The sequence below is a fragment of the Hylemonella sp. P2_B10 genome (genome assembly GCF_056404875.1).
In genome coordinates this window covers 821717-846722 of record NZ_JBFUDE010000002.1, presented here as the reverse complement: position 1 = coordinate 846722, position 25006 = coordinate 821717, and the positions used below count along the sequence as shown (strand labels likewise).

22 protein-coding genes and 1 tRNA gene are annotated in these 25006 nt (G+C 65.5%); 15 read left to right on the top strand and 8 right to left on the bottom strand.

The window, feature by feature from the left end; genetic code table 11:
• Positions 1 to 43 precede the first annotated feature (43 nt).
• Positions 44 to 925: a KPN_02809 family neutral zinc metallopeptidase gene (ypfJ, locus tag AC1DX2_RS11740; RefSeq protein WP_477196522.1), complete on the top strand. Its 882-nt coding sequence runs from the start codon at positions 44 to 46 to the stop codon at positions 923 to 925.
• A gap of 131 nt (positions 926 to 1056) precedes the next feature.
• Positions 1057 to 2550, top strand: a complete 1494-nt coding sequence (locus AC1DX2_RS11735) for a DEAD/DEAH box helicase (protein WP_477196521.1) — start codon at positions 1057 to 1059, stop codon at positions 2548 to 2550.
• 74 nt (positions 2551 to 2624) lie between these two features.
• Here the strand turns inward: AC1DX2_RS11735 and AC1DX2_RS11730 are convergent, their stop codons facing one another.
• Entirely contained in the window at positions 2625 to 3476 is an 852-nt protein-coding gene (locus tag AC1DX2_RS11730) for a symmetrical bis(5'-nucleosyl)-tetraphosphatase (RefSeq protein WP_477196520.1), read from the bottom strand.
• Positions 3477 to 3606: 130 nt separating this feature from the next.
• On the opposite strand from AC1DX2_RS11730, the gene AC1DX2_RS11725 reads away from it, so the two are divergent.
• From AC1DX2_RS11725 to AC1DX2_RS11715, 3 genes are all read left to right on the top strand, one after another.
• Positions 3607 to 3903: an H-NS histone family protein gene (locus AC1DX2_RS11725; protein ID WP_477196519.1), complete on the top strand. Its 297-nt coding sequence runs from the start codon at positions 3607 to 3609 to the stop codon at positions 3901 to 3903.
• Positions 3904 to 4046: 143 nt separating this feature from the next.
• Entirely contained in the window at positions 4047 to 5345 is a 1299-nt protein-coding gene (locus AC1DX2_RS11720) for a hemolysin family protein (protein ID WP_477196518.1), read from the top strand.
• Between the two features lie 74 nt (positions 5346 to 5419).
• The gene (locus AC1DX2_RS11715; protein WP_477196517.1) at positions 5420 to 6739 is read left to right on the top strand and encodes a peptidylprolyl isomerase; all 1320 of its coding nucleotides are present in this window, start codon (positions 5420 to 5422) and stop codon (positions 6737 to 6739) included.
• Between the two features lie 24 nt (positions 6740 to 6763).
• Here AC1DX2_RS11715 and AC1DX2_RS11710 read toward each other — a convergent pair whose 3' ends face one another.
• A complete protein-coding gene (locus AC1DX2_RS11710; protein WP_477196516.1) occupies positions 6764 to 7534 on the bottom strand; it encodes a YdcF family protein in 771 nt (256 codons plus the stop codon).
• A gap of 126 nt (positions 7535 to 7660) precedes the next feature.
• Here AC1DX2_RS11710 and AC1DX2_RS11705 point away from each other — a divergent pair, with 126 nt between their 5' ends.
• From AC1DX2_RS11705 to AC1DX2_RS11695, 3 genes are all read left to right on the top strand, one after another.
• On the top strand, positions 7661 to 7843 hold the full coding sequence (locus tag AC1DX2_RS11705; RefSeq protein ID WP_477196515.1) for a hypothetical protein: 183 nt from the start codon (positions 7661 to 7663) through the stop codon (positions 7841 to 7843).
• A gap of 105 nt (positions 7844 to 7948) precedes the next feature.
• Complete coding sequence (locus AC1DX2_RS11700) at positions 7949 to 9508, top strand: S1C family serine protease (protein ID WP_477196514.1); 1560 nt, start codon at positions 7949 to 7951, stop codon at positions 9506 to 9508.
• A gap of 40 nt (positions 9509 to 9548) precedes the next feature.
• A complete protein-coding gene (locus AC1DX2_RS11695) occupies positions 9549 to 11747 on the top strand; it encodes a putative bifunctional diguanylate cyclase/phosphodiesterase (protein ID WP_477196513.1) in 2199 nt (732 codons plus the stop codon).
• A gap of 64 nt (positions 11748 to 11811) precedes the next feature.
• Here AC1DX2_RS11695 and AC1DX2_RS11690 read toward each other — a convergent pair whose 3' ends face one another.
• The 4 genes from AC1DX2_RS11690 to AC1DX2_RS11675 all read right to left on the bottom strand — a co-directional run bounded on the left by AC1DX2_RS11690 (position 11812) and on the right by AC1DX2_RS11675 (position 17158).
• Complete coding sequence (locus tag AC1DX2_RS11690) at positions 11812 to 14685, bottom strand: TonB-dependent receptor (RefSeq protein WP_477196512.1); 2874 nt, start codon at positions 14683 to 14685, stop codon at positions 11812 to 11814.
• Positions 14686 to 14865: 180 nt separating this feature from the next.
• The gene (locus tag AC1DX2_RS11685) at positions 14866 to 15630 is read right to left on the bottom strand and encodes a LytR/AlgR family response regulator transcription factor (RefSeq protein ID WP_477196511.1); all 765 of its coding nucleotides are present in this window, start codon (positions 15628 to 15630) and stop codon (positions 14866 to 14868) included.
• A complete protein-coding gene (locus AC1DX2_RS11680; RefSeq protein ID WP_477196510.1) occupies positions 15602 to 16315 on the bottom strand; it encodes a sensor histidine kinase in 714 nt (237 codons plus the stop codon). The genes AC1DX2_RS11685 and AC1DX2_RS11680 overlap by 29 nt, the downstream gene beginning before the upstream one ends.
• Before the next feature lie 18 nt (positions 16316 to 16333).
• Positions 16334 to 17158, bottom strand: coding sequence for a cytochrome P460 family protein (locus AC1DX2_RS11675; RefSeq protein WP_477196509.1), 825 nt, complete (start codon positions 17156 to 17158; stop codon positions 16334 to 16336).
• Positions 17159 to 17259: 101 nt separating this feature from the next.
• Here AC1DX2_RS11675 and AC1DX2_RS11670 point away from each other — a divergent pair, with 101 nt between their 5' ends.
• Complete coding sequence (locus tag AC1DX2_RS11670; protein WP_477196508.1) at positions 17260 to 17844, top strand: ECF-type sigma factor; 585 nt, start codon at positions 17260 to 17262, stop codon at positions 17842 to 17844.
• A 113-nt stretch (positions 17845 to 17957) separates the two neighbouring features.
• Positions 17958 to 20471, top strand: coding sequence for a protein kinase domain-containing protein (locus tag AC1DX2_RS11665; protein WP_477196507.1), 2514 nt, complete (start codon positions 17958 to 17960; stop codon positions 20469 to 20471).
• 23 nt (positions 20472 to 20494) lie between these two features.
• Here AC1DX2_RS11665 and AC1DX2_RS11660 read toward each other — a convergent pair whose 3' ends face one another.
• Positions 20495 to 21190, bottom strand: a complete 696-nt coding sequence (locus tag AC1DX2_RS11660; protein WP_477196506.1) for a hypothetical protein — start codon at positions 21188 to 21190, stop codon at positions 20495 to 20497.
• Positions 21191 to 21401: 211 nt separating this feature from the next.
• A tRNA-Thr gene (locus AC1DX2_RS11655) sits at positions 21402 to 21515 on the bottom strand.
• A gap of 88 nt (positions 21516 to 21603) precedes the next feature.
• Here AC1DX2_RS11655 and AC1DX2_RS11650 point away from each other — a divergent pair.
• The 5 genes from AC1DX2_RS11650 to AC1DX2_RS11630 all read left to right on the top strand — a co-directional run bounded on the left by AC1DX2_RS11650 (position 21604) and on the right by AC1DX2_RS11630 (position 24958).
• Positions 21604 to 22938 (top strand): tyrosine-type recombinase/integrase, encoded by a 1335-nt coding sequence (locus AC1DX2_RS11650; protein ID WP_477196505.1) that lies wholly within the window; start codon positions 21604 to 21606, stop codon positions 22936 to 22938.
• 230 nt (positions 22939 to 23168) lie between these two features.
• Positions 23169 to 23462, top strand: coding sequence for a hypothetical protein (locus tag AC1DX2_RS11645; RefSeq protein WP_477196504.1), 294 nt, complete (start codon positions 23169 to 23171; stop codon positions 23460 to 23462).
• Positions 23459 to 23995, top strand: coding sequence for an HNH endonuclease (locus AC1DX2_RS11640; protein ID WP_477196503.1), 537 nt, complete (start codon positions 23459 to 23461; stop codon positions 23993 to 23995). Before AC1DX2_RS11645 ends, AC1DX2_RS11640 begins: the two co-directional genes overlap by 4 nt.
• A gap of 20 nt (positions 23996 to 24015) precedes the next feature.
• On the top strand, positions 24016 to 24345 hold the full coding sequence (locus tag AC1DX2_RS11635; protein ID WP_477196502.1) for a hypothetical protein: 330 nt from the start codon (positions 24016 to 24018) through the stop codon (positions 24343 to 24345).
• 118 nt (positions 24346 to 24463) lie between these two features.
• Positions 24464 to 24958 carry a hypothetical protein gene (locus AC1DX2_RS11630; RefSeq protein WP_477196501.1) on the top strand — a complete coding sequence of 165 codons (495 nt, stop codon included), beginning with the start codon at positions 24464 to 24466 and terminating at the stop codon, positions 24956 to 24958.
• Positions 24959 to 25006 lie beyond the last annotated feature (48 nt).

Genomic DNA, 25006 nt, shown 5'->3' with positions numbered 1-25006 from the left:
CATGGGCGCAACCCGGCCAGCCCCTGGCCGTGAGGAGCAGCGCATGAAATGGGAAGGCAACCGCGAGTCGGACAATGTGGAAGACCGCCGAGGCTCGTCCGGCGGTGGTGGCGGCATGGGGGTGGGCCGCGTCGGCATCGGCACGGTGCTGGTGGCGCTGGTGGCCTCGTATTTCCTGGGCATCAACCCGATGACCGTGCTCAACCTGCTCAGCGGCGGTGGCGGCGACGCCACTCAGGTGCAGACCCAGCGTCCCGACCCCGCTCCCGCACCGCCCGCCAACGACCAGCAGGCGCGCTTCGTGCGTACCATCCTGGCCAGCACCGAAGACGTGTGGACGGACATTTTCACCAAGGGCGGCGGCACCTACCGCGAGCCCAAGCTGGATCTGTTTCGCGGCAGCTACCCCACTGCTTGCGGCCAGGGGCAGGCGGCGATGGGACCGTTCTACTGCCCCGGCGACCAGAAGGTCTACATCGACCTGGCGTTTTATGACACCCTGAGGGACCGGCTGGGCGCCCCCGGCGAATTCGCCCAGGCCTATGTGATCGCCCACGAGGTCGGCCACCATGTGCAAAACCTGCTGGGTGTCAGCGCCCGCATGGAGCAGATGCGCCAGAAGGTTTCCAGGGTGGAATACAACGCGCTCAGCGTCAAGCTGGAGCTGCAGGCCGACTGCCTCGCCGGCGTCTGGGCCAAGCACGCCCAGCAGCGGCTGAACTGGCTGGAGCAGGGCGACATCGCCTCGGCCATGAACGCCGCCGCCAAGATCGGTGACGACGCCTTGCAGCGCGCGGCCACCGGCCAAGTCGTGCCGGAGAGCTTCACCCACGGCTCCAGCGCCCAGCGCACCCGCTGGTTCAACAACGGCCTCCAGAACGGCAGTGTCAAGGGTTGCGACACCTTTTCGGCAGCGCAACTCTAGTTGGGGGATAATAGGGGTTTGCCCTGAACACCAGGGCAACCGCCGCTTTGCCCTGAATCGCCCTGCATGGGCTGGTGGGCAGGCGGCTCCGGCTACCCGATTTGGTAGCGATATTTCCCGTAGAGCTACTGATGAGTGACACAGCGACCGAACCGCAACTGAATTCCGAACTGAATTCCTTCTCCCAACTCAATCTGGCCGAACCGCTGATGCGCGCCGTGGCCGAGTTGGGCTACACCGAAATGACGCCCATCCAGGCGCAGGCCATTCCCGTGGTGGTGCAGGGCCGCGACGTCATGGGCGCCGCCCAGACCGGCACCGGCAAGACCGCCGCTTTCACGCTGCCGCTGCTGCAGCGCATGCTGAAGCACGAAAACTCCTCCACCTCACCCGCGCGTCACCCGGTGCGCGCGCTGGTGCTGCTGCCCACGCGTGAACTGGCCGACCAGGTGGCCAAGGCGGCCAAGGCCTACGCCAAGTACACCAACCTGCGCACCGCCGTGGTGTTCGGCGGCATGGACATGAAGCCCCAGGTGGCCGAACTGAAGCAGGGCGTGGAGATCCTGGTGGCCACCCCCGGCCGCCTGCTGGATCACATCGAGGCCAAGACGGCGGTGCTCAACCAGGTCGAGTACGTGGTGCTGGACGAGGCCGACCGCATGCTGGACATCGGCTTTTTGCCCGACCTGCAACGCATCCTCAGCTACCTGCCCAAGCAGCGCACCACGCTGCTGTTTTCGGCCACCTTCTCGCCCGAAATCAAGCGCCTGGCCAACAGCTACCTGCAAGACCCGGTGACCATCGAGGTGGCGCGCTCCAACGCCACCGCCTCCACCGTGGAGCAGCATTTCTACAGCGTGAACGACGACGACAAGCGCCGTGCGCTGCACCAGATCCTGCGCCAGCGCGGCATGAAGCAGGCGTTCGTGTTCGTCAACAGCAAGCTGGGCTGCGCCCGGCTGGCACGCTCGCTGGAGCGCGAAGGCCTGAAGACCACCGCGTTGCACGGCGACAAGAGCCAGGACGAGCGCCTGAAGGCGCTGGAAGCCTTCAAGAAGGGCGAAGTCGACCTGCTGGTGTGTACCGACGTGGCCGCCCGCGGTCTGGACATCAAGGACGTGCCAGCGGTGTTCAATTTCGACGTCCCGTTCAATGCCGAAGACTATGTGCACCGCATTGGCCGCACCGGTCGTGCCGGTGCCTCCGGCCTGGCGGTGACCTTCGTGACTGGCAGCGATGCCCGCCTGGTGGCCGACGTGGAAAAACTGATCAAGACCAAGATCGAGCTGGAACCGGTCGAGTTCGACGAGGACCAACCCAACATCCGCAAGCAGGGCCGCATCAACGATGGCCGGCGCATGTACAGCGGCGACGAAGGCGGTGACCCGGCCCGCGGCGAGCGCCGCGTCGAGCCCCGCTTCACACGGACCGAAGGTGCGCCGCGCCGCGATTTCAGCCGCCCGGCGCCGGCGTCGCGTGACCCGTTCTTCGACAAACCCTACGAGCCCACGCCGGCGAGCGAAGCCACGCCGACCTGGGAGGCCAGCGTCAAGCCGGGCCACCGCAGCATTTCCGCCAACATCAAGCCCAAGCGCAAGGTGGCGGCGCTGTTCAAATCCGAATAATTGTGGCCCCCACGGTCGCTCACTTCGTGTAGCGCCCGCAAATTCCCCTGGGGCGGCCCGGCGGGAATTTAGCCTCAGGCGCCGGGTTGCTGGGCCATCTCGCAGGGTACCTGCAACAGTTCACGCTGCTGCCGCTGCGCCGCTGTGCCCAGGCGCAGCGCGCTGAGCTGGCCGCCCCAGACGCAGCCGCTGTCCATGGACAACAGGTTGTCCCGCTCCAGCCAACCCAATGTGGACCAATGGCCAAAGGCCACGGTGACGTTGGCCGTGCGGCGCCCCGGCACCTCGAACCAGGGCATGTAGCCGGCCGGCGCGGTGGCCACACCCTCCTTGGCGGCAAACTCCATCTCACCTGCGGCGCTGCAAAAGCGCAACCGGGTGAGCGCATTGACGATGCAGCGCAGCCGCTCGGTGCCGCGCAGGTCGTCACGCCATTGCGCCGGTGTGTTGCCGTACATGTGGTGCAGAAAATCCAGCCAGTCGGCGCCGCGCAGCACCGCCTGCACCTCGCCGGCCAGCGCCAGCGTCTGGGCCGCGTCCCAGGCGGGCAGCACGCCGGCATGCACCATCAGCAACTCCTCGCCGGCCACGCTGTGGCGCAGGGCTAGATGCTGCTGGCGCAGCCATTCCAGCATGGCTGGCCGCTCGGGTGATTGCAGGATGCCGTCCAGGGTGTCCTTGGCGTGCGTGGGGCGCACGCCGTGCGCCACCGCCAGCAGGTGCAGGTCGTGGTTGCCCAGCAGGCTGCTGGCCGAGCCGCCCAGGGCCATCACGCGGCGCAGCACGGCCGCCGAATCGGGGCCCCGGTTGACCAGGTCGCCCAGCAGCACCACGTGGTCGCGGCTGGCGGAAAAACCGCAGACCTCCAGCAGCCGGCCGAGTGCCGCGTCGCAGCCTTGAATATCGCCTATCAGGTAAATACTCATGAAAATAGTATTTTGAAAATCACGTTAAAAATGCAAGATAATGCAAATCAGAAACTAGTAGCAAGCCGGTTTGATAATCGGTAATTTCAAATTCCGGTCATTTTTTTGATTAACTCGATAATATCCCGCCATGACATCCTACAAAGAGCTGATCAAGCAGCGTGAATCCCTGGAACTGCAAATCGCAGAAGCACGGCGCAAGGAATTGGCCCAGGCCATCGCCCAGGCACGTGCCCTGGTGGCCGAATTTGGCCTGACCGCGCAGGATATTTTCCCATCCACCCGGGCAGCGGCCAAACGCAGCGGCGCCAAGGTGGCGGCCAAATACCGCAACCCCAGCAGCGGTGAGACCTGGACCGGTCGCGGCAAGGCGCCCAAGTGGATTGCCGGCCAGGACCGCCAGAAGTTCGCCATTGCCGCGAAATAGCCCCCACGTCCGGCACTGCGTGTCCGTCCTGCCCCCCAAAGGGGGCCGCAAATTCCCTTGGGGCGGCCCGGCGGGAATTTAGCCCTGCGCCAATCCGGTACAGTGCGCATGCGTCCACCTGATGCGCGCGCTGCCTTGCCCCCATGGATTTTCTTCTTATTGTTTTCCTGACGCTGCTCAACGGCGTCTTCGCCATGTCCGAAATGGCACTGACCGCCAGCCGTAAGGCCCGGTTGGTGGCCATGGCCGAGGAGCATGACGCCGGCGCGCGCGCGGCCCTGCACCTGATGGAGCACCCGACGCAGTTCCTCTCCACCGTGCAGGTGGGCATCACCTCGATAGGCATGCTCAACGGCATTGTGGGCGAGGCGGCGTACAGCGAGGGTGTGGCCACTTGGCTGCATGGCTGGGGGCTGACGGACAAGGTCTCGGGCATCGCCGCCACCGCCTTTGTGGTGACCGTCATCACCTTCATCACCATCATCTTTGGCGAGCTGGTGCCCAAGCGCATAGGCCAGCTCTACCCCGAGGCGGTGGCGCGCTGGGTGGCACGGCCGATGCGCTGGATGGCCCAGGCGGCGCGGCCTTTCGTGCGCCTGCTGTCCGGCACCACGGCTGCGGTGCTGAAGCTGCTGCGCATAGACACCACGCAGGTGCGCTCGGTGACCGAGGAGGAAATCACCGCCAGCCTGGAGGAGGGCCGCGACGCCGGCCTGATCGAGCAGCACGAGCACCAGATGGTGCAAAACGTGTTCCACCTGGACGACCGGCCGCTGACCTCCATCATGGTGCCGCGCGCCGACATCGTGTGGCTGGAAGCCACCAGCAGCGTGGCGCAAAGCCTGGCGCACATCGACGGCCTGGCGGTGGAGGAAACCCAGTTTCACTCCTGGTACCCGGTGTGCCAGGGCGGGTTGGACAACGTGGTGGGCCTGGTCAGCCTGGCGCGGCTGATCAGCCTGCGCCCGCGCGGCGAGGAACTGCTGAGCGAGCACGCCACGCCAGCGGCCTTCGTGCCCGAGACGCTCAGCGGCATGGACCTGCTGGAGCAGTTCCGTACCAGGGCCGAGCGCCTGGTGTTCGTGGTGGACGAATACGGTGCCGTGCAGGGCATCATGACACCGCGCAACCTGTTGGAAGCCATCACCGGTGAGCTGCAGCCCAGCGCCGACGAGCAGGCCTGGGCCACGCGGCGGGAGGATGGTTCCTGGCTGCTGGAGGGGCTGATGCCGGTGTCCGAGTTGCGTGCCCGCCTGGACATCAAGGAGTTGCCGCTGGAAGACCGGGGCCGCTACAACACCCTGGCCGGGCTGCTGATGGCGGTGTCTGGTCACATGCCGGCCACCGCCGAGCGCATCGAGTGCGCCGGTTGGCTGTTCGAGGTGGTGGATCTGGACGGCAAACGCATCGACAAGGTGCTGGCCAACAAGCTGCCGGAGTGATGCGCCTCACACCGTTGCGCAACACGCTGCGTGGATAATGGGTGCGGTTTTTTTCTTTTCAGGATGGTGAGAGCATGAAGGGTTTGCGTTGGATGGTGCCGTTGTGGGCGGTGGTGTGGGGTTTGGCGGGTTGTGGCGGCGCGGATTCGCCCGCAGCAGGTACGCAGGTCAGTCCTCGCATGTTCGAACGTCAGGCGGCGCTGGCGGATACGGCGCTGTGTGCCACCCGCGCGGCGGGCGCCACCAGCGCCGTGGCCTACCAGGAGGTGGACGGCGAATGCATGAGCGTGTTCACCGGCGGCGAGAGCAGCCCGCTGGTCTCGGCCAAGGCGGCGCGCCCGCTGGCGCGCGCCATCAAGCCGGTGGACGCCAGCGCGTTCATGAACTGGGCGCAGCAGGTGTTTGCGCCTTTCTTCCCCAGTGGCCCGGCCACCGTCACGGTGCCGGGCCTGGCCTACCGTTACTACCCGGGCACGCAGAACTACATCGCCGTGCTGGACGACACCAGCATCGCCATCCTGGGGCCGGTGAGCGGCAACCAGCTGGCCTTCGTCGGCAAGCTGGCCGATTTCAGTTGCGCGGTGTACCCTGAGAACTGCCAGGCACAGGTGGACGGCATCACCTCGGTCAACGCGCTGAGCTACAGCCAGGGCGCCACGCTGGTGGTCAACGGCAGTGCGCTGGACCAGGGCATCAGCCTGACCGCACCCGGCTGCGGCACCGTGGCCGAGTTGGCCGGCGGCAGTGCCACGCAGCGGCGCTACAGCTGCGCCGCCGTCGCCAGTGCCACGCAACTGGCCGTGACCGTGAAGAACGCGGCTGGCACCACGCTGTCCACGACCAACCTGGCCGTGCCCGACCCGCAGGTCACCATGGTCACCAATTTCGGCACCATGGTGGTGGAGTTGTACCCGGCCAAGGCACCCATCACGGTGAACAACTTCCTGAAGTACACGCACGATGGTTTCTACACCAACACCACCTTCCACCGCGTGATCTCCAACTTCGTCATCCAGGGCGGCGGCTTCTTGTCCAACATGGCGCAAAAGGCCACCACCTACCCGGCCATCAAGCTGGAATCCAACAACGGCCTGAGCAACGTGCGCGGCACCATTGCCATGGCGCGCGGCGCGGCAGCAGACACCGCCACCTCGCAGTTCTACTTCAACGTGGTGGACAACAGCAGTTGCCTGGACTATGGCAAGGTCACTTGCGACACCACCGGCAACGGCTATGCCGTGTTCGGCCAGATCGTCTCTGGCCTGTCGGTGGCCGACACCATCAAGGTGCAGCCCACTTTCACCGTGCAGGCCAATGGCACCACGTATTCCGACGTGCCGGTGGCCAACGGCATCGTCAGCGTGCTGATCCAGTCCGTCGCGCAAACGCGCTGACGATCCGCGCCGGTCCGGGCCTGCTCAGGCCCGGCCGGTCAGCCGGTAGACCCACAGGCCAATGGTCTCGTGCAAAAACAGGTGCCACTTGAGGGCACCGCCGCTCAGCGAGAACTCGTTCCAGTCAGTGTGTTCGCTGGTGCGGAAGTCCACTGCGTAGGCGGTGACGTTCCATCCGGCCTTCTGGAAGGCCGCCATGGAACGCGGCATGTGGTAGGCCGAGGTCACCAGCAGCCAGGGCTGGCGCGGGTCCACGCCCGGCAGCTTGGCGCTGAGTACAGCGTTTTCGTAGGTGGTGCGTGATGCGTGCTCATAGAGCACGCGCTGCGCCGGCACGCCCAGGTTGTCGAACATGATCTTGGCACGGTCTGCTTCCGAGAACTTGTCGCGCTGCAAATTGCCTTCGCCGCCAGTGAACAGCAGGCGCCAGCCGGGGTTGCGTTGCAGCAGGCCAACGGGAACGATCATGCGCTCGGCGGCGTCATTCAAGGCAATCTGCCCCTGTTCGCTCCATAGTTTGGAGTGCTGCAACGCGCCACCCAGCACCACCATGCCCGCGTAGCCAGACAGCGGCGCGTTGGGCCGCGGGTTGGGGTAGTGCGACTCCAATTGGCGCATGCCCAGATCGGCCAGCGGCTGCCAACCGGTCAGCAGCAACACGGCCAGTGCACCCCAGCTCAAGCCCACACCCAGGCGCCGCCAGCGCCGCAGGCTCAGCAGGCCGGTGAAAAGGAGCAGTGCGGCCCAGGCCAATGGCTGGGTGCCGAATGCGAGCAAGTGGGCGGCGAGGAACATAGGCAGATGTCGAATTTTCTAACAGTTACCGCGATGTACGGAAAAAAATACAAGCACATCAACAGCTTGTCTGGTGGCCTGGATTTTGCTGCATCCTCGCAAAGACGTCGTTGTGGGTAAAGTTTGATGAACAGAAAATACTCGGACATGCTGCTCCAGCAGCGCCAGGCAGCCCAGGACAGGCTTCAGGCCGAGCGCATGGTCATCCCCGTGCCGCAGGTGATTGAAGACGATCCGGACACCGCCTGGAGCCTGTGGCAACAAGCGGTGGCTGCGCAGGACTCGCCCCCGGGCAGCCAGCGCGGGTAAGCGCCAGATGAGAAGTTGGCCGCCCCGCACGCGGGCGCGGGGGCCATGCCAGAATCGGGTCTTTGGTGGCTTGTCGCCACGGCCCCTTTTTTTTCTGGATCGTTGATGCTCTCCATTCGTTCACGGTGTGCCCGCCTGGCACACGGCTTGGCATGTGGCCTGGGGTTGGCCACGCTGTTGCTGGCAGGTGCCGGCGCGCAGGCGCAAACCACCAGCGACGCGGCGGCTTCCAGCCAGGTCAGCAATGCCGTGGTGAAGATCTTTGCCACCGTGCGCCAGGCAGACCCCTTCAAACCCTGGGCCAAGCAGGGGCCGCAGGACATCACCGGCTCGGGCGTGGTCATTGAGGGCCGGCGCATTTTGACCAATGCGCATGTGGTGCTCAATGCCAGCCAGATCGATGTGCAGGCCAACCAGGCCGGCGACAAGCTGCCAGCCCGTGTGGTGGCGATCTCGCCCGGCATGGACCTGGCCGTGCTGAAGCTGGATGACGAGTCCTTCTTCGCCAGCCACCCGCCCATGCAGCGCACCAAGGAGCTGCCCGACATCCGCGACGCGGTGCTGACTTACGGCTTTCCCACCGGCGGCTCGTCGTTGTCCATCACCAAGGGCATTGTGTCGCGTATCGAGTTCGTGCCCTACACCTTCCCGGTGGCGGGCCTGCGCATCCAGATCGACGCTGCCATCAACCCCGGCAACAGCGGCGGCCCGGCCGTTGCCGGCAACAAGATGATAGGCCTGGCCTTCGCCACGCTGGGCGGCGCGCAGAACATCGGCTACATCATTCCCAATGAGGAGGTGGAGTTGTTCCTGCAAGACGTGGCAGACGGTCGCTACGACGGCAAGCCGGCCATGTACGACGAGTTGCAGACGCTGGAAAACCCCGCCCTGCGCGCCTTCCTGAAGCTGGGCAAGGACATCCGCGGCATGGTGGTGCACCGCCCCTACCGCAAGGAAGCCGACTACCCGCTGAAGGAGTGGGACGTCATCACCCACATCGGCAGCATTCCGGTGGACGACCAGGGCATGGTCAAGCTGGGCCCGGACTTGCGCGTGGAGTTCCGCTACATGGTGCAGAAGCTGGCGAAGAACGGCAAGTTGCCGCTGACCGTGGTGCGCGCCGGCAAGGCCATTGGGCTGGAGTTGCCCGTGGCCACCACGCGGCCCATGCTGGTGCCGGACCTGGCGGGCAGCTATCCGCCTTACTTCGTTTATGGGCCGCTGGTGTTTTCCCGCGCCACCGCACAGTTCACCGCCTTCCTCAGCAGCAACGCCGCTGCTGCGGCGCGCTATGGCTTCATCGGCAGCCCGCTGGTGACGCGTCGCGGGGAGCCGCCCTCGGCCGACCGGCCCGAACTGGTGGTGATCTCGTCACCGTTTTTCCCGCACCGGTTGGCCAAGGGCTATTCCAATGCCGCCGGCTCGGTGGTGCGCACCATCAATGGCCAGCCGGTCAGAAGCCTGGTGCACCTGGTGGAGATCCTGCGCGACATGAAGGACGAATTCGTCACCGTGGAGACCGATGGCCGGGGCGGCGAAACCATGGTGTTCCGCCACAAGGACATGGTCGCCGCGATCGAAGAGATCCTCAACGACAACGGCGTGCGCGCCCAGGGCTCGCCGGACATGCTGGCGGTCTGGCAGACTGGCCAAGCGGCCAAGTAAGCCGCGCCAATAGGGGGCCTGGCGCAGTGGAGACACCGACGTGACGTACCTGATCCCGAGCTACGACGCCTGGCTGGTGCTGGTGTCCGTGCTGATCGCCAGCTTTGCCTCCTATGTGACGCTGGACCTGGCCAAGCGGGTGCGCACCAAGGACCGCGCCGTGGGTCTGCGCTGGTGGGCCGGTGGTTCATTGGTCATGGGCACCGGTATCTGGTCCATGCACTTTGTTGGCATGCTGGCCTTCTCCCTCCCCACGCCGCTGGGCTACACCCGGCTGCTGACCGCCTTGTCATGGGTGGCCGCCGTGGGGGTGTCCGCGGTGGCGCTGGCGGTGGCCAGCCGGGGCAAATTGAAGTTGTACCGCCTGCTGGGTGGCTCGGTGGCCATGGGTGCCGGCATTTGCGCCATGCACTACACCGGCATGGCCGCGCTGGACATGGCGCCGGCGATTGTCTGGAACTGGACGCTGGTGGCGGCTTCGGCCGCCATCGCGGTGACCGCCTCCGGCGTTGCCTTGCTGCTGTTTTTCTGGCTGCGACGCGTCAGCGACCGGCAAGGCCTGATGTACCAGTTGCTCGCGGCGCTCGTGATGGGACTGGCCATCAGTGGCATGCACTACACCGGCATGTTTGCCGCCAACTTCCCCGCCGGCAGTGTGTGCCTGAGCGCCAATGACCTGTCCGGCAGCAATCTGGGCGGGCTGGTGATGGTGGCCTCCATCACCCTGCTGGGTGTGACCTTGTTCACCTCCATGCTGGATGCCCGCATGCGCAGCAAGACCGTGTGGCTGGCCGATTCGCTGCAGGTGGCCAACACCGAGCTGCGTGCCGCCAACGAGGAGCTGCACCGCCGGGCCTTCCAGGACACACTGACCGGCCTGGCCAACCGCATGCTGTTCGAGGACCGCCTGGGCCACGCCTTGCAGCGCAGTGAGCGCACGGTGGGCAAGGGCTCGCAAGAGGAGCGCGCCCGCGTCCGGCTGGCGGTGCTGTTCCTGGACCTGGACGGCTTCAAGCCGGTCAACGATTCCTTCGGCCACGCCAGCGGCGACATGGTGCTCAAGGAGGTGGCACACCGGCTGATGGAGATGGCACGCCAGAGCGACACCGTGGCACGGGTGGGTGGCGACGAATTTTTGGTGCTGATGGAAGACATCGCCGATCCGCAGGACTGCATTTCGCTGGCCCAACGCTTTGTCGAGGCCCTGCGCCAGCCGTTCGAGCTGGGCGAGCGCCGCGTGCACATCTCATGCTCCATTGGCATTTCGCTGTTCCCCGATCACGGTGACCAGCAGCAGTTGGTGATGCGGGCCGACGCCGCCATGTACGCCGCCAAGCGCGCGGGCGGCAGCACGTATGCGGTGTTCGAGCCGCACATGGACAGTGGTGCGCTGGAGCAGGTCACCCTGCAGACGGAGTTGCGTTCGGCGCTGGAGCAGGGCCAGTTCGAACTGCATTACCAGCCCAAGCTGGGCGTGCGCCATGTCAACGTGGTGGGGGCGGAAGCGCTGATACGCTGGAACCACCCGCAGCGCGGCTTGCTGGCCCCCGGCGTTTTCATTCCTGTGGCCGAGCGCTTCGGCCTGATAGGCGCCATCGGCAACTGGGTGATCGACGAGGCTTGCCGGCAGATGGCCGTGTGGGCCAGCGAAGGCGTGAAGATGTTCGTGGCCATCAACTTGTCGGTGCACCAGCTGCGGCAGGACGATCTGGTGGAGCGCATCTCGCAGGCTCTGCAGCGCCACCGGTTGGAGCCTTCGCAGTTGCTGTGCGAGATCACCGAAACCGTGGCCATGGAAGACACCGCCGCCACCCAGACCGTGTTTGCCGGCCTGCGCGATCTCGGCGTGTACCTGTCCATCGACGACTTCGGCACCGGTTACTGCAGCCTGAGCTACCTGCGCCAATTGCCAGCGCAGCAGCTGAAGATTGACCGCAGCTTCGTGATGGACCTGGACACCAGCAGCCACGCCCGTGCGGTGGTGGAAGCGGTGGTGCAACTGGCCCACGCGTTGGATCTGCGCGTGGTGGCCGAAGGGGTGGAGAACGAGCGCCAGCGCGACATCCTGCTGCAACTGGGCTGTGACGAGCTGCAAGGCTTCCTGTTCGCCAAGCCCATGCCGGCTGGCCAGTTGCTGCCGTGGATCGCGCAGTCGTTCAGCAATGAGCGCAAGGCGCTGCGGGCCTACACCACCACGCGGCCACAGAGCGTGACGGACATGATGCCCCTGCAGCGCTAGGCGCAGCAGGCCTCACGGCATTCAGCGCTGAGCGCCGCAGGGGCCATGTCCTCTCTTTCTTGCTTCAGAAGTTGTAGTCCAGCCCCACGCTGTAGGCACGGCCCACGGCGCCGATCTGGTGCATGGACGGGTTGTACGGCGTGGTGCCGGTGCCGCCGTAGGTGCCCATGTCCACCGGCGGCGCCTTGTCAAACAGGTTGGTGATGCCCGCGCGCAGCGTCAAGCCCTTGCCGAATTTGTACGCGGCCGTCACGTTGGTGTAGGTGAAGGACGGTATCGTGCAGTACTGCGACGGCGGCGTCTTGCCCGACACCCCGAAGCTGCCGCCCACCGTGCTGCCCTGGCTGGTGATGCCCAGCACGCAGGTGTTCAGGCCGATGGCGGGGTCGGTGACGGCGAAGGCGCTGATGTAGCTGGTGTTGCTGGTCAGCGTCAGCGGGCCATTGGTGTAGGCCAAGGTCAGCTGCGCGCGGTCCTTGGGGCTGCCGGTGTCGCCACCCACCGCGGAGGGACCGTGCGTGCCCGCCAGCTGGATGGGCGGCGCGCCCTCGATCGACAGCGTGTAGCTCAGCAGGTGCGTCAGTTGGAAGCTCACCGCCAGCGTGCTGGCCTCGGCCAACTTGAACTTGTAGCGGGTCTCGAACTCGATGCCGCTGGTCTCCGTGGATTGGGCGTTGAAGTACGGCGAGTTGATGTAGGCGATGGGGCCCACCGGGCTCAGGCCGCTGCGGCCATCGCCAAACACCACCTGCTGCGGCGTGGCGCGCACCAGGAAGCTCAGCGGATTGAAGGACGGCGTGGCCGCAGCCGAGATGATCTGGTTGTCGATCTTGATGCGGTAGTAGTCCAGCGTGGTCGACCAGCCGGTGATCGGCTCCGCGATCAGGCCCAGCGTGAACGATTTGGACTTCTCCGGCTGCAGGGAGGCCGTGGTGCTTTGCAGGTACACCGGCTGGAAGTTGCAGAAGGCCGGCACGTTGGCAGCGGCCGTGGTGTTGGGCGTACCGTTGGCGTTGGACACCGGGCACAGCAACGGGTCGCGAATCGCGTTGAAGGCGAAGGTGGATCCGGCAATGCCGTTTTCTGTGGCCGTGGGCGCGCGGAAGCCCTCGGACACGGTGCCGCGCAGCGCGAATGCCTTGGACGGCGTGAACTTGAAGCCGAACTTGGGCGTGGTGGAGGTGCCGTAGGTGTCGTAATGGTCCACCCGCAGCGCGGCATTCAGCTCCAGCGTCTTGGTCACCGGCGCCGCCACCTCCACGAACGCGTTGGTGTTGCTTTCCGTCCCGATGGCGTAGGCACCGTTGATGGCCATCAGGCCCATCTGCACTTCCACCGGATCGGGGGCATTCAGGCTCTTGCGGAAATAGCCCGCGCCCAGGCTGAGGCCCAGCGGGCCGCCTTCCAGCTGCATCAGCTCGCGCGTGACGCGCGCGTCGATGAAGCCCAGGCTGTCGGTGGCCATGTTGTTCACTGTCGGCATGATGAATTTCATCTGCGCCGCAGTGGCGCCGCCGGTCAGCGACAAGGGCGCGCTGGTGTTGTTCAAAGCGGCATACAGGTTGGGGAAGTTGAGGAAGCCGTTGTAGACCAGCGACTGCTCCACCCGGGTATAGCCGGCCGAACCCTTGAAGTCCCAGCTGCCCATCGAGCCGTTGAGCTCGGCCACCAGGCGGGTGGACTTGGCGTCCTGGTCTGTGGTGCGCGCGATGGGGAAGAAACCGCGCACGTTGGCGGCCACGCCCAACGTGTTGCCGGGGTAGCTGGCCGGCACCGTGTAGTTGGGAATGGCGTTCAGGATGGCCGGCACCAAGCCGGGGCCGATGGCGGTGATGCCGGCGAACGAGCCCACGGGAATGGCCTGCGGCGCAATCGAGACCCTGGATTTGCTGTCGAAGAAGGACGCGGTGATGTTCATGTCCCAGTCGCTGGACAGTTTGGCGTTGAAGCGGCCGATCAGGTTCAGGTTCTCGGTGGGCGGCTGCAGGTTGCTGTAGAAGTCGGTGAAGGCGCACTGGCTGGCCTTCAACTGCGCGAAGTTGCAGTTGCTGTTCAGGAAGGCAAAGCCCGCCGGGTTGGTGCTGGAGCTGCCGGGCGCCTGCAGGTAGGGGGTCAGGATGTTGGGCAGCGAGGTGGCCAGCTGGGCGGCACCGGGGCGCCGGTCCAGGCCGCCTTCAGCCAGCCAGTTCAGCCGCGTCCAGTCGCCCGAGCGCTGGTTCAGCGCGATGGGGTTGGCGTGCTTGTACTCCAGCGAGATGTAGCCATTCTGGGCATCGGCCGAGGTGCCGAAGCCGTGTGCAAGGGACAGCGACGAGCTGGCGCCGCCGCCGTGCGAGGTGTTACCGGCGCTGGCGCTGATGGCCGTGCCTTGGATGGTCTTCTTCAAGATCACGTTGACCACGCCTGCGATGGCGTCCGATCCGTAGACGGCGGAGGCACCGTCTTTCAGGATTTCTATGCGTTCCACGGCTGAGAACGGAATGGACGAAATGTCCACGAATGGTCGCTGGCCATCGTCCGAACGCGGGAACGGCGCCATGCGGTGGCCGTCGATCAGCACCAGCGTGGCGCCCACTGTCAGGCCGCGCAGCGAGATGCCGGAGGCGCCGGTGGCAAAGGCGCCGCTGAAGGACTGGCTCAGCGTGCCGTTGCCGTTGGCGGTGATTTCGCGTAACACCTCGGACACGCTGCTGTAGCCGGAGTTCTTCAGGTCGGCAGCCGTCAGCACCTGCACCGGGCTGGCGGTTTCCTTGTCGGTGCGCGGAATGTTGGAGCCGGTGACGGTCACGCGTTCCAACTCGGCGCCGGGGGCCTGGGTTTGTGCCTGTGCCTGCACACCGGCCAGCGCCAGTGTGCCGCCGCCGAATGCCAGGATGAGTGCGCGCGCCAGCCCGGTTTGGCGACTGGCGTGCGGATGGCGATGTGCCTTGTTCTGCATGGGTTTTTCCTTCAGTGGTTGTCGGTTTCGCAAGGGAATAGCCTGCCCATACCCTTGCCGGACCACTGTAAAAAGACGCTGCCACGCGGCCAATGCCCGCTACACCCAAACCCAACAGCTGGGACGGCTGTGTGACCAACAGTGGTGTTTGCGTGAGCAATCGCCGGCTGCGCCGTGGCATCACGCCAACAATTTGCGCACCTGCGCGACGAAGCGCTCGCTGACCGGCAGCTCAATACCGCTGGACAGGCTGGCCACAAACGTCTTGTCGCCGCCACTGCTCAAGGCCGTGATGGTCGAGACCCGCGCCAGCGCCGTGCGGTGCACGCGGATGAACTGGTCGGCTGGCAGGGATTTGGCGATGGCGTCCAGCGACGAGCGGTGCAGCACCATGCCCGTTGCCATGTGCAACTCCACGTAATTGCCGGCCGAGCGCACCCACTGGATGTTGGCGATGGGGATTTTTCCCATGCTGCCCACCGAACGCACATGCAGGTGCTTGGACCCTGCCGTGGCTGGCCCTGCCGCGTCTTCCGACAGTTCTGCCGCTGCAACAGGCACCGCCGCCTGGCGCTGCGCCAGCGCGCGCTCGGCGCGGGCCAGCGTGGCGGCGAAGCGCTCGCCGTCAAAGGGTTTCAGCACATAGTCCAGCGCCTCCACCTCGAAAGCACTCAGCGCGTGCTCGGCGTAGGCGGTGACGAACACCACCAGCGGCGGGGCGCGCAGCGTGCGCAACTCTGCCGCCAGCCCCAGGCCGCTTTGCCTGGGCATGCGCACGTCCAGCAGCAGCAGGTCCACCGCCTGCTGGTTCAGCAGTGCGCGCGCCTCCTCGGCGCTGGCGCAGGCGGCCACGCACAGCCAGCGCGGGGACTCGGCCAGGGCCAGCTGCAGATTGGCGCGGGCCAGCGGCTCATCGTCAACAACCAGGGCTTTCCAGCGGCTCATCCAGGCTCCGTAGCGGTAGCGTCAGCAGCACCGTGAACCCACCGTCCGCGCCGGCCTGGGCGCTCAGGCTGGCCTGGTTGCCATACAGCAGGGCCAGGCGCTCGCGCGTGCCGGCCAGGCCCAGGCCCATGCCGGCGTTGCTGAGCACGCGGGCGCTGACAGGGGGCAGGCGGTTGTGCACCGCCAGCAGCAGTTGGCCGGCGTCCGTGCATTCCAGCTGCAGGCGGATGTGCTCGAAGCGGCCGGACACCTCCACGCAGTGGTGAAAGGCGTTTTCCACCAGCGGCTGGAACAGCAGCGGCGGGCAGGCGCAGCTGTCCCAGGGACCGCTGGCGATCTGCCATTCCACCTCGAAGGCGTCGCCAAAGCGCAGCCGCTGCAGGTCCAGGTAGCCGCGCACGAAATTCAGCTCGTCTTGCACGCTGATCCATTCGCCGGTGCCCGCCTTCAGCGTGTGGCGCATCATGCCGGCCATCTTGGCCAAGGCCTTCAGCGCGCGCGGCGGATCGTTGGCGCGTATCAGCGCCGAAATGCTGTTCAGCGCGTTGAACACGAAGTGCGGCTCCAGCTGGCCTTGCAGCTGCGACAGGCGCGCCCGCGCATGCGGGTCCGCGTCGTGCGGCCAGCTGGCGGCAGCAGGAATGAGCGTGGGCGCTGTCGTGCCCGGGAAACTGACGGCATGCATGGCGGTCTCCTGTTGCGGTTACTGCATCTTGCTCAGCGTGAACACATAGCTGTTCGCGGCCTGCGGCTTGTGGCAGGCCAGGCAGCGCGGCTGGTTGTTGCCCAGGCGCGGCGTGCCGTCGGCGGTGAACAGCCCGTAGTGCCAGTTGCCGTTGCGCAGCAGCGGCGGGATGTCTTCGCCCCAGCCGGCCTGCGCCTGCATGCCGTTGTAAGACAGCGGCTTGCCCAGGCGCCAGCGGCCCGGGCCATCTGGCAGCGGCTGGCCCTTGTCGTCCAGCTGCGCGGCGTACATGGCGCGCATCAGGATGGCGCCGTCCGGCAAGGGCTTGCGCGCACGGGCTGCCTCCAGCGCCACCGGGTTGGCATAGCTGACCTGCACCTGCAGGCTGCCGGCGATGTTCTCGCGCTCGTACTCGATGAAGCCCTTGGGGAACCCTGGCGGAAAGGCCATGCGTGACAGCGTGCCCTTGGTGGTGACGGCAGCAGCCGGCAGGGGCGCCGCAACAGCGTGCGCGGCCGGCTGGCTGCTCCAGAACGCGGCCAGCGCCTGCATGTCGGCCTCGCTCAGCTGGCTGGCAATGGCTTGCATCAGGTCGTTCTTGCGCTCACCCTTGTGGAAGGCTTGCAATTGCATCAGCAGGTAGGCGCTTTTCTGTCCGGCCAGGTTGGGGATGTCGGCGGCAGCGCTGATGCCCGCCGCGCCGTGGCAGGCCTGGCAGGCCGCCAGCCGCTCGTGCAGGGCGTCGTCGGCCTGGGCGGCCAGGTTGGCCGCCAGCAACAGGCCCAGCGCCCCCAGGCGCCAACTGGGCCAGGTGCGCGATGCATGAGTAGAAAAAACCGCCATCGTGGTTGCACGCTTGAAGTGGTCCTGCCTGGTTCCACGCAAAGCCGGCGGGAAAGCGGACATGGCGCGGACATGGCGGCCTGCGGTGGTATTCTTGTTTGATGCAGCCCACGCAGCAGCCTGACCCCCACCCCGCCGCACCAGCCAGCGCGACCGGGCTGGTGCCGCGCGAGTCGGTGGAGCAGCTGTTCCCGGCGCTGTATGGCGAATTGAAGCGCCTGGCGCGCTCCCGCCTGGCGAGCAGCGGCCGCCACACGCTGCTGGACACCTCGTCGCTGGTGCATGAAGCCTTTTTGCGCATGCAGCGTGACGGCGGCGTGGCTGTCAACGACCGCGAGCACTTCATGGCCTACGCGGCCACCACCATGCGCTCCATCATCGTGGACTTCGTGCGCCGCCGCTCCGCCGACCGCCGTGGCGGCGGTGCCGAGCATGTGACGCTCAGCACCACCCATGCCGGCGGCCTGGTCGATGACGGCGGCGGCCCGGAAGAAGTGCTGGCCGTGCACGAGGCCCTGCAGACGCTGGCGCAGGTGGATGCACGGCTGGTGCGGGTGGTGGAGATGCGCTACTTCGCCGGACTGACCGATGCCGAGATCGCCACCGCCCTGGGGCTGACCGACCGCACCGTGCGGCGCGACTGGGAGCGCGCACGGCTGCTGCTGGCCAGCATGCTGGGGCGCTGACCGCCGTTTGAAGGACACCGGTGCGCCCTTGTCCACCGGTGTCCGCTTGCCAGCGCAGATTGCGTTAAACCAGAAAACCGCACTTTCAACACAGCACTTTCCCAGGCCGCATGATGGACCTCCCTTCGCTGAAAGCCAGCCCTGAGCGGCTGCGCGGCCTCAATGCGCTGCTGGAGGTGGCGCTGGCGCTGCCGGCGCCGCAGCTGGAGGCCTGGCTGGCCTCGCTGCCGGCGGAGCAGCAGGCGCATGTGCCCTTGCTGCGCGCCATGCTGGCCCGCGCGGACCACGAGACCGACGACTTCCTGCGCGAGCCGGCCGCCCAGTCACTGGCGCAGCTGGCCCAGTGGGATGCCCAGCCGGACCAGCCGGGTGACGAAGTGGGGCCCTACCGCCTGTTGCGCGAACTGGGCGCCGGCGGCATGGCCACCGTGTGGCTGGCCGAGCGGCGCGACGGCCTGCTGAACCGCCCGGTGGCGCTGAAGCTGCCGCGCCTGGGCTGGGCACTGGGCCTGGCCCAGCGCATGGCGCGGGAGCGCGACATCCTGGCAGCGCTGGCACACCCCCGCATTGCCCGCTTGTACGACGCCGGCATCACGCCGCAGGGCCGCCCCTGGCTGGCGCTGGAGGTGGTGGACGGCCTGCCGCTGGACGCCTACTGCCAGCAGCATGCGCTGGACTTGCGGCAGCGGCTGGCGTTGTTTTTGCAGGTGGCCGATGCAGTGGCCCATGCGCATGCGCGGCTGGTGGTGCACCGCGACCTGAAGCCCAGCAACATCCTGGTCACCGAGGAAGGGGAGGTTCGCCTGCTGGACTTTGGCGTCGCCAAGCTGCTGCAGGAAGAGTCGGTGCCGTCGGCCGCCGCCAACCTGACGCAGCAGACCGGCCGCGCTGCCACGCCCGGTTATGCGTCGCCCGAGCAGGTGGCCGGTGGCCCCTTGACCGTGGCCACCGACGTGTATTCGCTGGCCGTGGTGCTGTACGAGCTGTTGACCGGCCGGCACCCCTACCAGCAGCCCGGCCAGAGCGCCGCCGCGCTGGAAGAGGCCGTGCTGCATGCCGAAGTGCCGCTGGCCAGCCGTGCGGCGGCCGCTGTCGGCCACCGCGTCGTGGCGCGCCAGTTGCGCGGCGATCTGGACGCGGTGCTGGCCAAGGCCTTGCAGAAAGAGCCGGCGCAGCGCTACGCCACCATGGACGCCTTTGCCGCTGAACTGCGTCGCCACCTGGCCGACGAGCCGGTGCTGGCCCAGCCGCCCAGCCGGCGCTACCGGCTGGCCAAGTTCGTGCGGCGCCACCGGGGCCCGGTGGCGGCGGGTGCTGCCGTCTGCGCGGCGCTGCTGGCGGGCTTGGGCGCTGCGCTGTGGCAGGCCGAGGTGGCGCGCGTGCAGGCAGCGCGTGCCGAGCAGGTGAAGGACTTTGTCGCCGCCGTGCTGCGCCAGGCCACACCGCGCGACGGCATGGGCGGCCCGGTGACGGCAGCCGACCTGCTCGGCGCGGCGGCGCGCCGTGTCGAGTCCGACCTGGCGCCGGCCAACCCGCGTGCTGCCGCCGAGCTGGGCGTGGTGATTGCCGAAAGCTTCTACGCGCTGGGCGAGTCGCCGCAGTCAGAGGCGGTGCTGCGCAACGCCATCTCCCGTGCCGAGCGGACGCTGGGCCGGCGCCACCTGGTGACGCTGCGCGGCAAGGCGCTGCTGCTGGAGAGCCTGAACACCGACGATCTGGCGGAGCTGAAGCTGCTGGTCAACAGCCTGCTGCCTGACGTGCTGGCCGAACTGCCGGCCTCGGCGGTGGATGCCGTCTTCGCGCTGCGCAGCCAAGGCTACGTGCTGACCCGTGTCGGCAAGAAGGAAGAAGCCTATGCGGCGCTGGCGCGGGCCATAGACATCGGCGAACGCCTGCTGGGCGAAAACGACGCCGACACCTTGCGCACCATTGGCCTGCTCTCGGCCGTGCAGGGCCAGTTCGGCGACCGCGAGGAGCAGTTGAAGACAGCGCTGCTGTGCATCCAGCGCGCGCAACAGACCTTTGGCACGCGCCGCCCGCACGGCGTGCTGTCGATGGCCGAACGCCGTTATGCCGACGCGCTGGCCGACGGCGGCCAGGGTGAGCAGGCCGTGCCGCTGTACCAGCGCGTGCTGCAGGATCGCAAGGCGCTGGACGCCTACGGCAGCTACCGCGTGCTGAACGCCAGTTTCACGCTGGCCCGGGTGCTGGTGGAGTTGAAACGGGTGGACGAAGCGCTGCCGCTGATGCGTGAAACCGTGGCGCTGCAGCAGCGGCTCAATGCCAAGGACGGCATGCAGCGCGACATCTATGGCAAGGCCATGGTGGCGCTGCTGGTGAAGGCGGGGCGCTCGCAGGACGCCCAGGCGCTGCAGCGGCAGATGGCCGGCGACGACTCCGGTGGCGTGCGGCCTCCATCCGCCCCGGACCAATCCTTGTCAGGCGGCACCCTGCCGGAAGACCACATGTCCCACGCCCAGCCTGGTGGCGATGCGCTCGACGGCATCGCCAGCCGACTGGAGCGGGTCAACCTGATCGATGGCTGGCGCGATGCCATGGCGGGTGATGAAGTCCACACCGTCGTCCACCCAGCGGCAGCCCTGATGGACGCCCACCAGCCCAGTTGAGCGGCCATAGCGCGGACCCTACGTCAGGGGCAGCGCGACACATTGGCCAGCCACGGCAGGCGTTGCAAGGCGTCGTTGGACGGGTCGATGCGGGAGGCCGCGGGGCGCTCCAGCATGACGCAGGTGTTGCCCCGCCGCAAGCGGACGTGGTCGTAATCCAGCCGCTCTTCCATCCACGGGCCGGACTCTGCGGCCACGGTTGCAATCTGCCGCTCCACCGTTGCCGACAAACGCCCGTGAAACGGCGTTTGGGCCGCCAGGCTGGGTGCGGCCAACGTGGACAGCGTGCTGCGCGGCAAGGTCAGGCTCAGCGCGCGCGATGGTGCCGGTTGCGCCGGCGCTGATGGGCCTTCGGGCAGTTGCGCCGCAGTATCTGCAGGCTCGGGCGCTGTTGCCAATGGTGTGCCAGCCGCAGGGGTTTGCGGGTTGGATAACCTGGGCTCGGCGGGCGTCGAGCGCTGCCGTTGCACTTCGGCCTTGGGCTCTTCGGTGGGTGTTGGCGGCAACGTTTGCAACCACACCGTGATGGCGGCCAGGGTGCTGCTGGGCGGCACAGACCGTTGATAGCCGGCCGATGTCAGCCACAACCACAGACCCAGCACGTGCAGGGCCAGCACCAGCAGGCCAACACCCAGTGGGCGCGAGCGATCACGTGGCGTGTGGCCAGCCGGCGCATGGGTGTGCCAGGGATGCGGGTTGAGGATGGAGAGGTTGGGCAAAGGGAGGGTCGCAAGGCCAAGACGGGTGCTGGACTATCGCATGCAGGCCGGCGTGGCTCCATCTGCTCGCGCGTTGTACCGCCTCAGGGCTCTGTGGGTGCTGGATTCCGATACCGCCTGTAGCCATACTGTCGCGGCTGGGTATGAGGCACGGGAAGGTGCAAGAAAAAAGCCTGCTACCAAATTGGTAGCAGGCTTTCCCTGTGTCTAATGGTGCCGGAGAGATGAATCGAACACCCGACCTTCTCATTACGAATGAGGCGGAAATTGTGTTTGCATTTGTTGATTGCCATGCCTACAATCAATGTAAATCAACAACTTAGGCGCAATTCGGCCCCTCAGAATGTTGATTGAAATTCGGCGGTTTATGGCCAATTTGCCTACAGACTGCCTACAGATTCTAGAGGTGGCTTGTGGCAGAGCAAAAGAGTCGGGTTCGGTTGACCGCTGGTCGTGTGGCCGCTTTCACGTGCCCGGCTGGCAAGTCTCAAGCGTTCCTATGGGACACCGAAGCCCCCGCGCTGATGCTTCGCGCCACGCCTACCGGGCGCAAGACATACGCCTTTGAATCGCGCCTACGTGGTGCCACCGTCCGCATCAGCATCGGCACCATGACCGATTGGACGATTGACCAAGCGCGCACCAAGGCCCAGGAACTGAAAAGGGCTGTAGATGCCGGCATAGACCCGCGTGAGCAGGAGCGGGAACAGCAGGCAGCTATCGAGGCCCATAAAGCCTCTGAGGCCGCCCAGGCCATCACCGTGGGGGCTGTTTGGCCTCGCTACTTGGCCGAGGGCAAGCCGAAGCGCCGAGACGCATTTAAGCCTGGATACCTCGCTGACCTCAAGGTCATGGCGGCGCCAGGGGGCGAGAAAAAGAAGCGCGGCAAGGGTGTTACTCGCTCAGGCCCGCTGGCCCCTCTGATGGCCCGCTCGCTGCCATCCATTACCGAGGATGTGCTGGCTGAGTGGTTTTATGCTGAAAGCAAGCTGAGCAAGCATCAAGCCGCTCGCGCCCTGATGATGTTCCGAGGGTTCCTTCGCTGGTGCTCTGCTCGTCCTGAATACCGCTTTCTCGTGAACAGAGATGCGGGAAAGGCGCCGGCCATCATTGAATCAATGCCCCAGGTCAAAAAGCGGACCGATTGCCTGGAGGCCGACCAGCTCAAGGGTTGGTTTGAGGGAACAGAGCAGCTAGGCAATCGCGTGCACGCCGTCTATTTGCGCGCTTTGCTGCTGACTGGGGCGAGGCGCGAGGAAATGGCGGGCCTTAAGTGGGCAGACGTGGATTTCAGGTGGAAGCAGATAACCATAGCCGACAAGGTGGACGCCACACGCACCATCCCGCTGCCTCCGTACCTCGCGCAGCAATTGGCCATCTTGCCACGCGCCAAACTTGCCAATGGCAAGGCAAACCCCTTTGTATTCGCCAGCAACGCGAGCGCTGGCCATATTTCCGACCCACGCGCCAGCCTGGAAGCGGTCAAGGTCTATGCGGGCATTGAAAAGCTCACGCTACATGGTCTGCGCCGCACCTTTGCCCTGCAGGGCGAGGCTGCAGGCGCGCCAGCGGGCGCTATCGCTCAGGTGATGGGACACAAGCCCAGCGCAACCGCAGAGGGCTACAAGCCGCGCAGCGTGGGCGCATTGCAGGAGTTTTTGACAGCAATTGAAGCCCACATCCTGCGACAGGCCGGCGTGCCCTTCGTGGCCGATGCCGAACCGGGAAAGCTGCATGCTGTGAAGTGATTCCGCGATGCCCTGGCGCGGTTTTTCCAGGGCAAAAAGGCGGCGGGATGGGTAGTAACAGTACCCATCCCGCCTGGCCATACCTCACTGTTAAGGAGTGAAAAATGGTTGCAAGTCATTCTACGGGTCGCGAAATTGTTCCCGTGCCCACATATCGCCCACTAGCCTATACGCCCCTTGGGCATTGGTGGCTTGATGGAGGTAAATCCACGAACACCGAGGCCAAGCGCTTGGTGTCTGAACTGAGAGACTGGGCGCAGAGCAATGACCATCCTGACGCGGTGAAGCTGGACGCGGCTCTTGGGGACGTGGAACGCCTCTTTCAGTCAGTTTGGACTGTTGTGGATGAAAGCCTATGTCAGCTTCGCCACGCCCAGTTGAGCCCGACCGCCGCTGCGGAAAGCATCGAAAAGGCAATGAGGATGATGCATCGCTGGCAGGACCGCAATGGCCGGATTGGCAATGCCAGCTTTGTGAAGGAAGGCGCTCAGTCAGCGCCTCAAAACTTCCCCAATCAGCCATGAACCCGGCCACTCTGCGCCAACGGCCCATATACGGCGGCGTATTCGGCCAAGGTCGCTATGCGTTGGCGTCGGTGCCGTGCGTTGCGCGAGGCCTGCATGCGGTGCGGTACATGGTAGTTGAGCCGCAGGGTGGTTCCGTGCTTAGTGTTGCCGACGAGAAAGCCGCCGCTTTGGCGGCTGCGCGGCGCATGCTGGAGAGGCTAGCAGCTTCAGAAGAGCCTGCCGCGAATGAGTCAGCATCAACTCAGGCCCTGTTGTGGCCTGATGAACCGCTGCCGGTGGCGACACCTTTGAGTTTTCAGCAACAGGTTTCCCGCCGTCGCCGGGAAGTGTTCGATCGTTGTGATGGGCATTGCCATTATTGCGGGCTGGGGCTGGAGTTAATCGGCCCTTGGGAGGTAGAACACATGAAGCCACGCGCCCTTGGCGGCACAGACAGCCCCTGGAATTTGGTAGCTGCCTGCGTCCCTTGCAATCGTTCGAAACGCGACCGGACGGCGCTTGAGTTTGTCGCTGGGCAACGTAGTCTTTAAACATTTACCTGGAGTTTGTTATGTCTAATTCTTCCTTCGCCATCGCGTCCCCAGTGCTATGGGACATTGATAGTTACACGCACACGGCAATTGGCTTTGTTGTCTTTCTGACCAACTCTCACGGGCGACACATCGCCGAGCGGCTGTCTGACTTTGTGGCCCAGATTGACGCGCGACAGTGGATGCCTTATATCCCACAAGAGGAGCTAGACCACTTCAAAACGCTGCTTGCTTGGGCCGAAAGGCAGCCGCCAACCGACTATGGCGGCATTGATTTGACGCCCGAAAGTCACTTGATTCACCCCGCGCACCGGACGCACCAGGCGCGCGCTGTGGTCGCTGGAGGATGAAAACGCGCCGGCAATGTCTATGATTTGAATTGCCACAGCTAGGCTTAGCGGCTGAAAAGCGGGACACCTTCACCCGCCTGCTGGGGCATCCTTTGAAGGGCACCACGAAGGGGTGCACATGAGCTTTACACCCGAGCAACCACATGACGGTCACTTGATTGACCTTGCCACTGAATGCGTGGAACTCGCAAAGCAAGGCAATTTTCAATCTGGAATGGAAGTCATTATTCAAAGTCGCATTGCTATTCGGGGGTTGATTGAACATGGGGAATCGCCAGACCCATTCAGAGTTATTTTCGTGAAGGCGCTACTAGATTCACTAGACTCAATCGTTGCCGGCGGCGACCCATTGGATTGTCTGAGCCTTCGCAAGCCAAGAAACAGATTGCCCGACCCTGCTATACCCGTTCGTAATGTGCTGCTGTGGACAAAAGTAGGCGGTGAGCTTGACCGACTGACGGAGCGTGGACACACGCGCCAGGACAAGCCAATAGAAGCGGCCATTAAATCGGTGTCCAAAGAAATGAAGCTCGACATTGAAGTGGTTGGAAAGGCTTGGCGAGATTTGGGTGGTGCTGAAGGATGGGAACGAGATAAAGCCGACTGGAAATAAGTGGCTGTGTTATTTCTGCTGCACATGGGAATGATGGGAATCCTCTCA

Bases quoted from the DNA above. Each gene is read 5' to 3' on its own strand.
- AC1DX2_RS11715 (WP_477196517.1), top strand. From the start codon at position 5,420: ATGAAGGGTTTGCGTTGGATGGTGCCGTTGTGGGCGGTGGTGTGGGGT.
- AC1DX2_RS11720 (WP_477196518.1), top strand. From the start codon at position 4,047: ATGGATTTTCTTCTTATTGTTTTCCTGACGCTGCTCAACGGCGTCTTC.
- AC1DX2_RS11675 (WP_477196509.1), bottom strand. From the start codon at position 17,158: ATGGCGGTTTTTTCTACTCATGCATCGCGCACCTGGCCCAGTTGGCGC.
- AC1DX2_RS11635 (WP_477196502.1), top strand. From the start codon at position 24,016: ATGTCTAATTCTTCCTTCGCCATCGCGTCCCCAGTGCTATGGGACATT.
- AC1DX2_RS11700 (WP_477196514.1), top strand. From the start codon at position 7,949: ATGCTCTCCATTCGTTCACGGTGTGCCCGCCTGGCACACGGCTTGGCA.
- AC1DX2_RS11710 (WP_477196516.1), bottom strand. From the start codon at position 7,534: ATGTTCCTCGCCGCCCACTTGCTCGCATTCGGCACCCAGCCATTGGCC.
- AC1DX2_RS11735 (WP_477196521.1), top strand. From the start codon at position 1,057: ATGAGTGACACAGCGACCGAACCGCAACTGAATTCCGAACTGAATTCC.
- ypfJ (WP_477196522.1), top strand. From the start codon at position 44: ATGAAATGGGAAGGCAACCGCGAGTCGGACAATGTGGAAGACCGCCGA.
- AC1DX2_RS11730 (WP_477196520.1), bottom strand. From the start codon at position 3,476: ATGAGTATTTACCTGATAGGCGATATTCAAGGCTGCGACGCGGCACTC.
- AC1DX2_RS11630 (WP_477196501.1), top strand. From the start codon at position 24,464: ATGAGCTTTACACCCGAGCAACCACATGACGGTCACTTGATTGACCTT.
- AC1DX2_RS11725 (WP_477196519.1), top strand. From the start codon at position 3,607: ATGACATCCTACAAAGAGCTGATCAAGCAGCGTGAATCCCTGGAACTG.
- AC1DX2_RS11690 (WP_477196512.1), bottom strand. From the start codon at position 14,685: ATGCAGAACAAGGCACATCGCCATCCGCACGCCAGTCGCCAAACCGGG.
- AC1DX2_RS11665 (WP_477196507.1), top strand. From the start codon at position 17,958: ATGGACCTCCCTTCGCTGAAAGCCAGCCCTGAGCGGCTGCGCGGCCTC.
- AC1DX2_RS11640 (WP_477196503.1), top strand. From the start codon at position 23,459: ATGAACCCGGCCACTCTGCGCCAACGGCCCATATACGGCGGCGTATTC.
- AC1DX2_RS11670 (WP_477196508.1), top strand. From the start codon at position 17,260: ATGCAGCCCACGCAGCAGCCTGACCCCCACCCCGCCGCACCAGCCAGC.
- AC1DX2_RS11685 (WP_477196511.1), bottom strand. From the start codon at position 15,630: ATGAGCCGCTGGAAAGCCCTGGTTGTTGACGATGAGCCGCTGGCCCGC.
- AC1DX2_RS11680 (WP_477196510.1), bottom strand. From the start codon at position 16,315: ATGCATGCCGTCAGTTTCCCGGGCACGACAGCGCCCACGCTCATTCCT.
- AC1DX2_RS11705 (WP_477196515.1), top strand. From the start codon at position 7,661: ATGAACAGAAAATACTCGGACATGCTGCTCCAGCAGCGCCAGGCAGCC.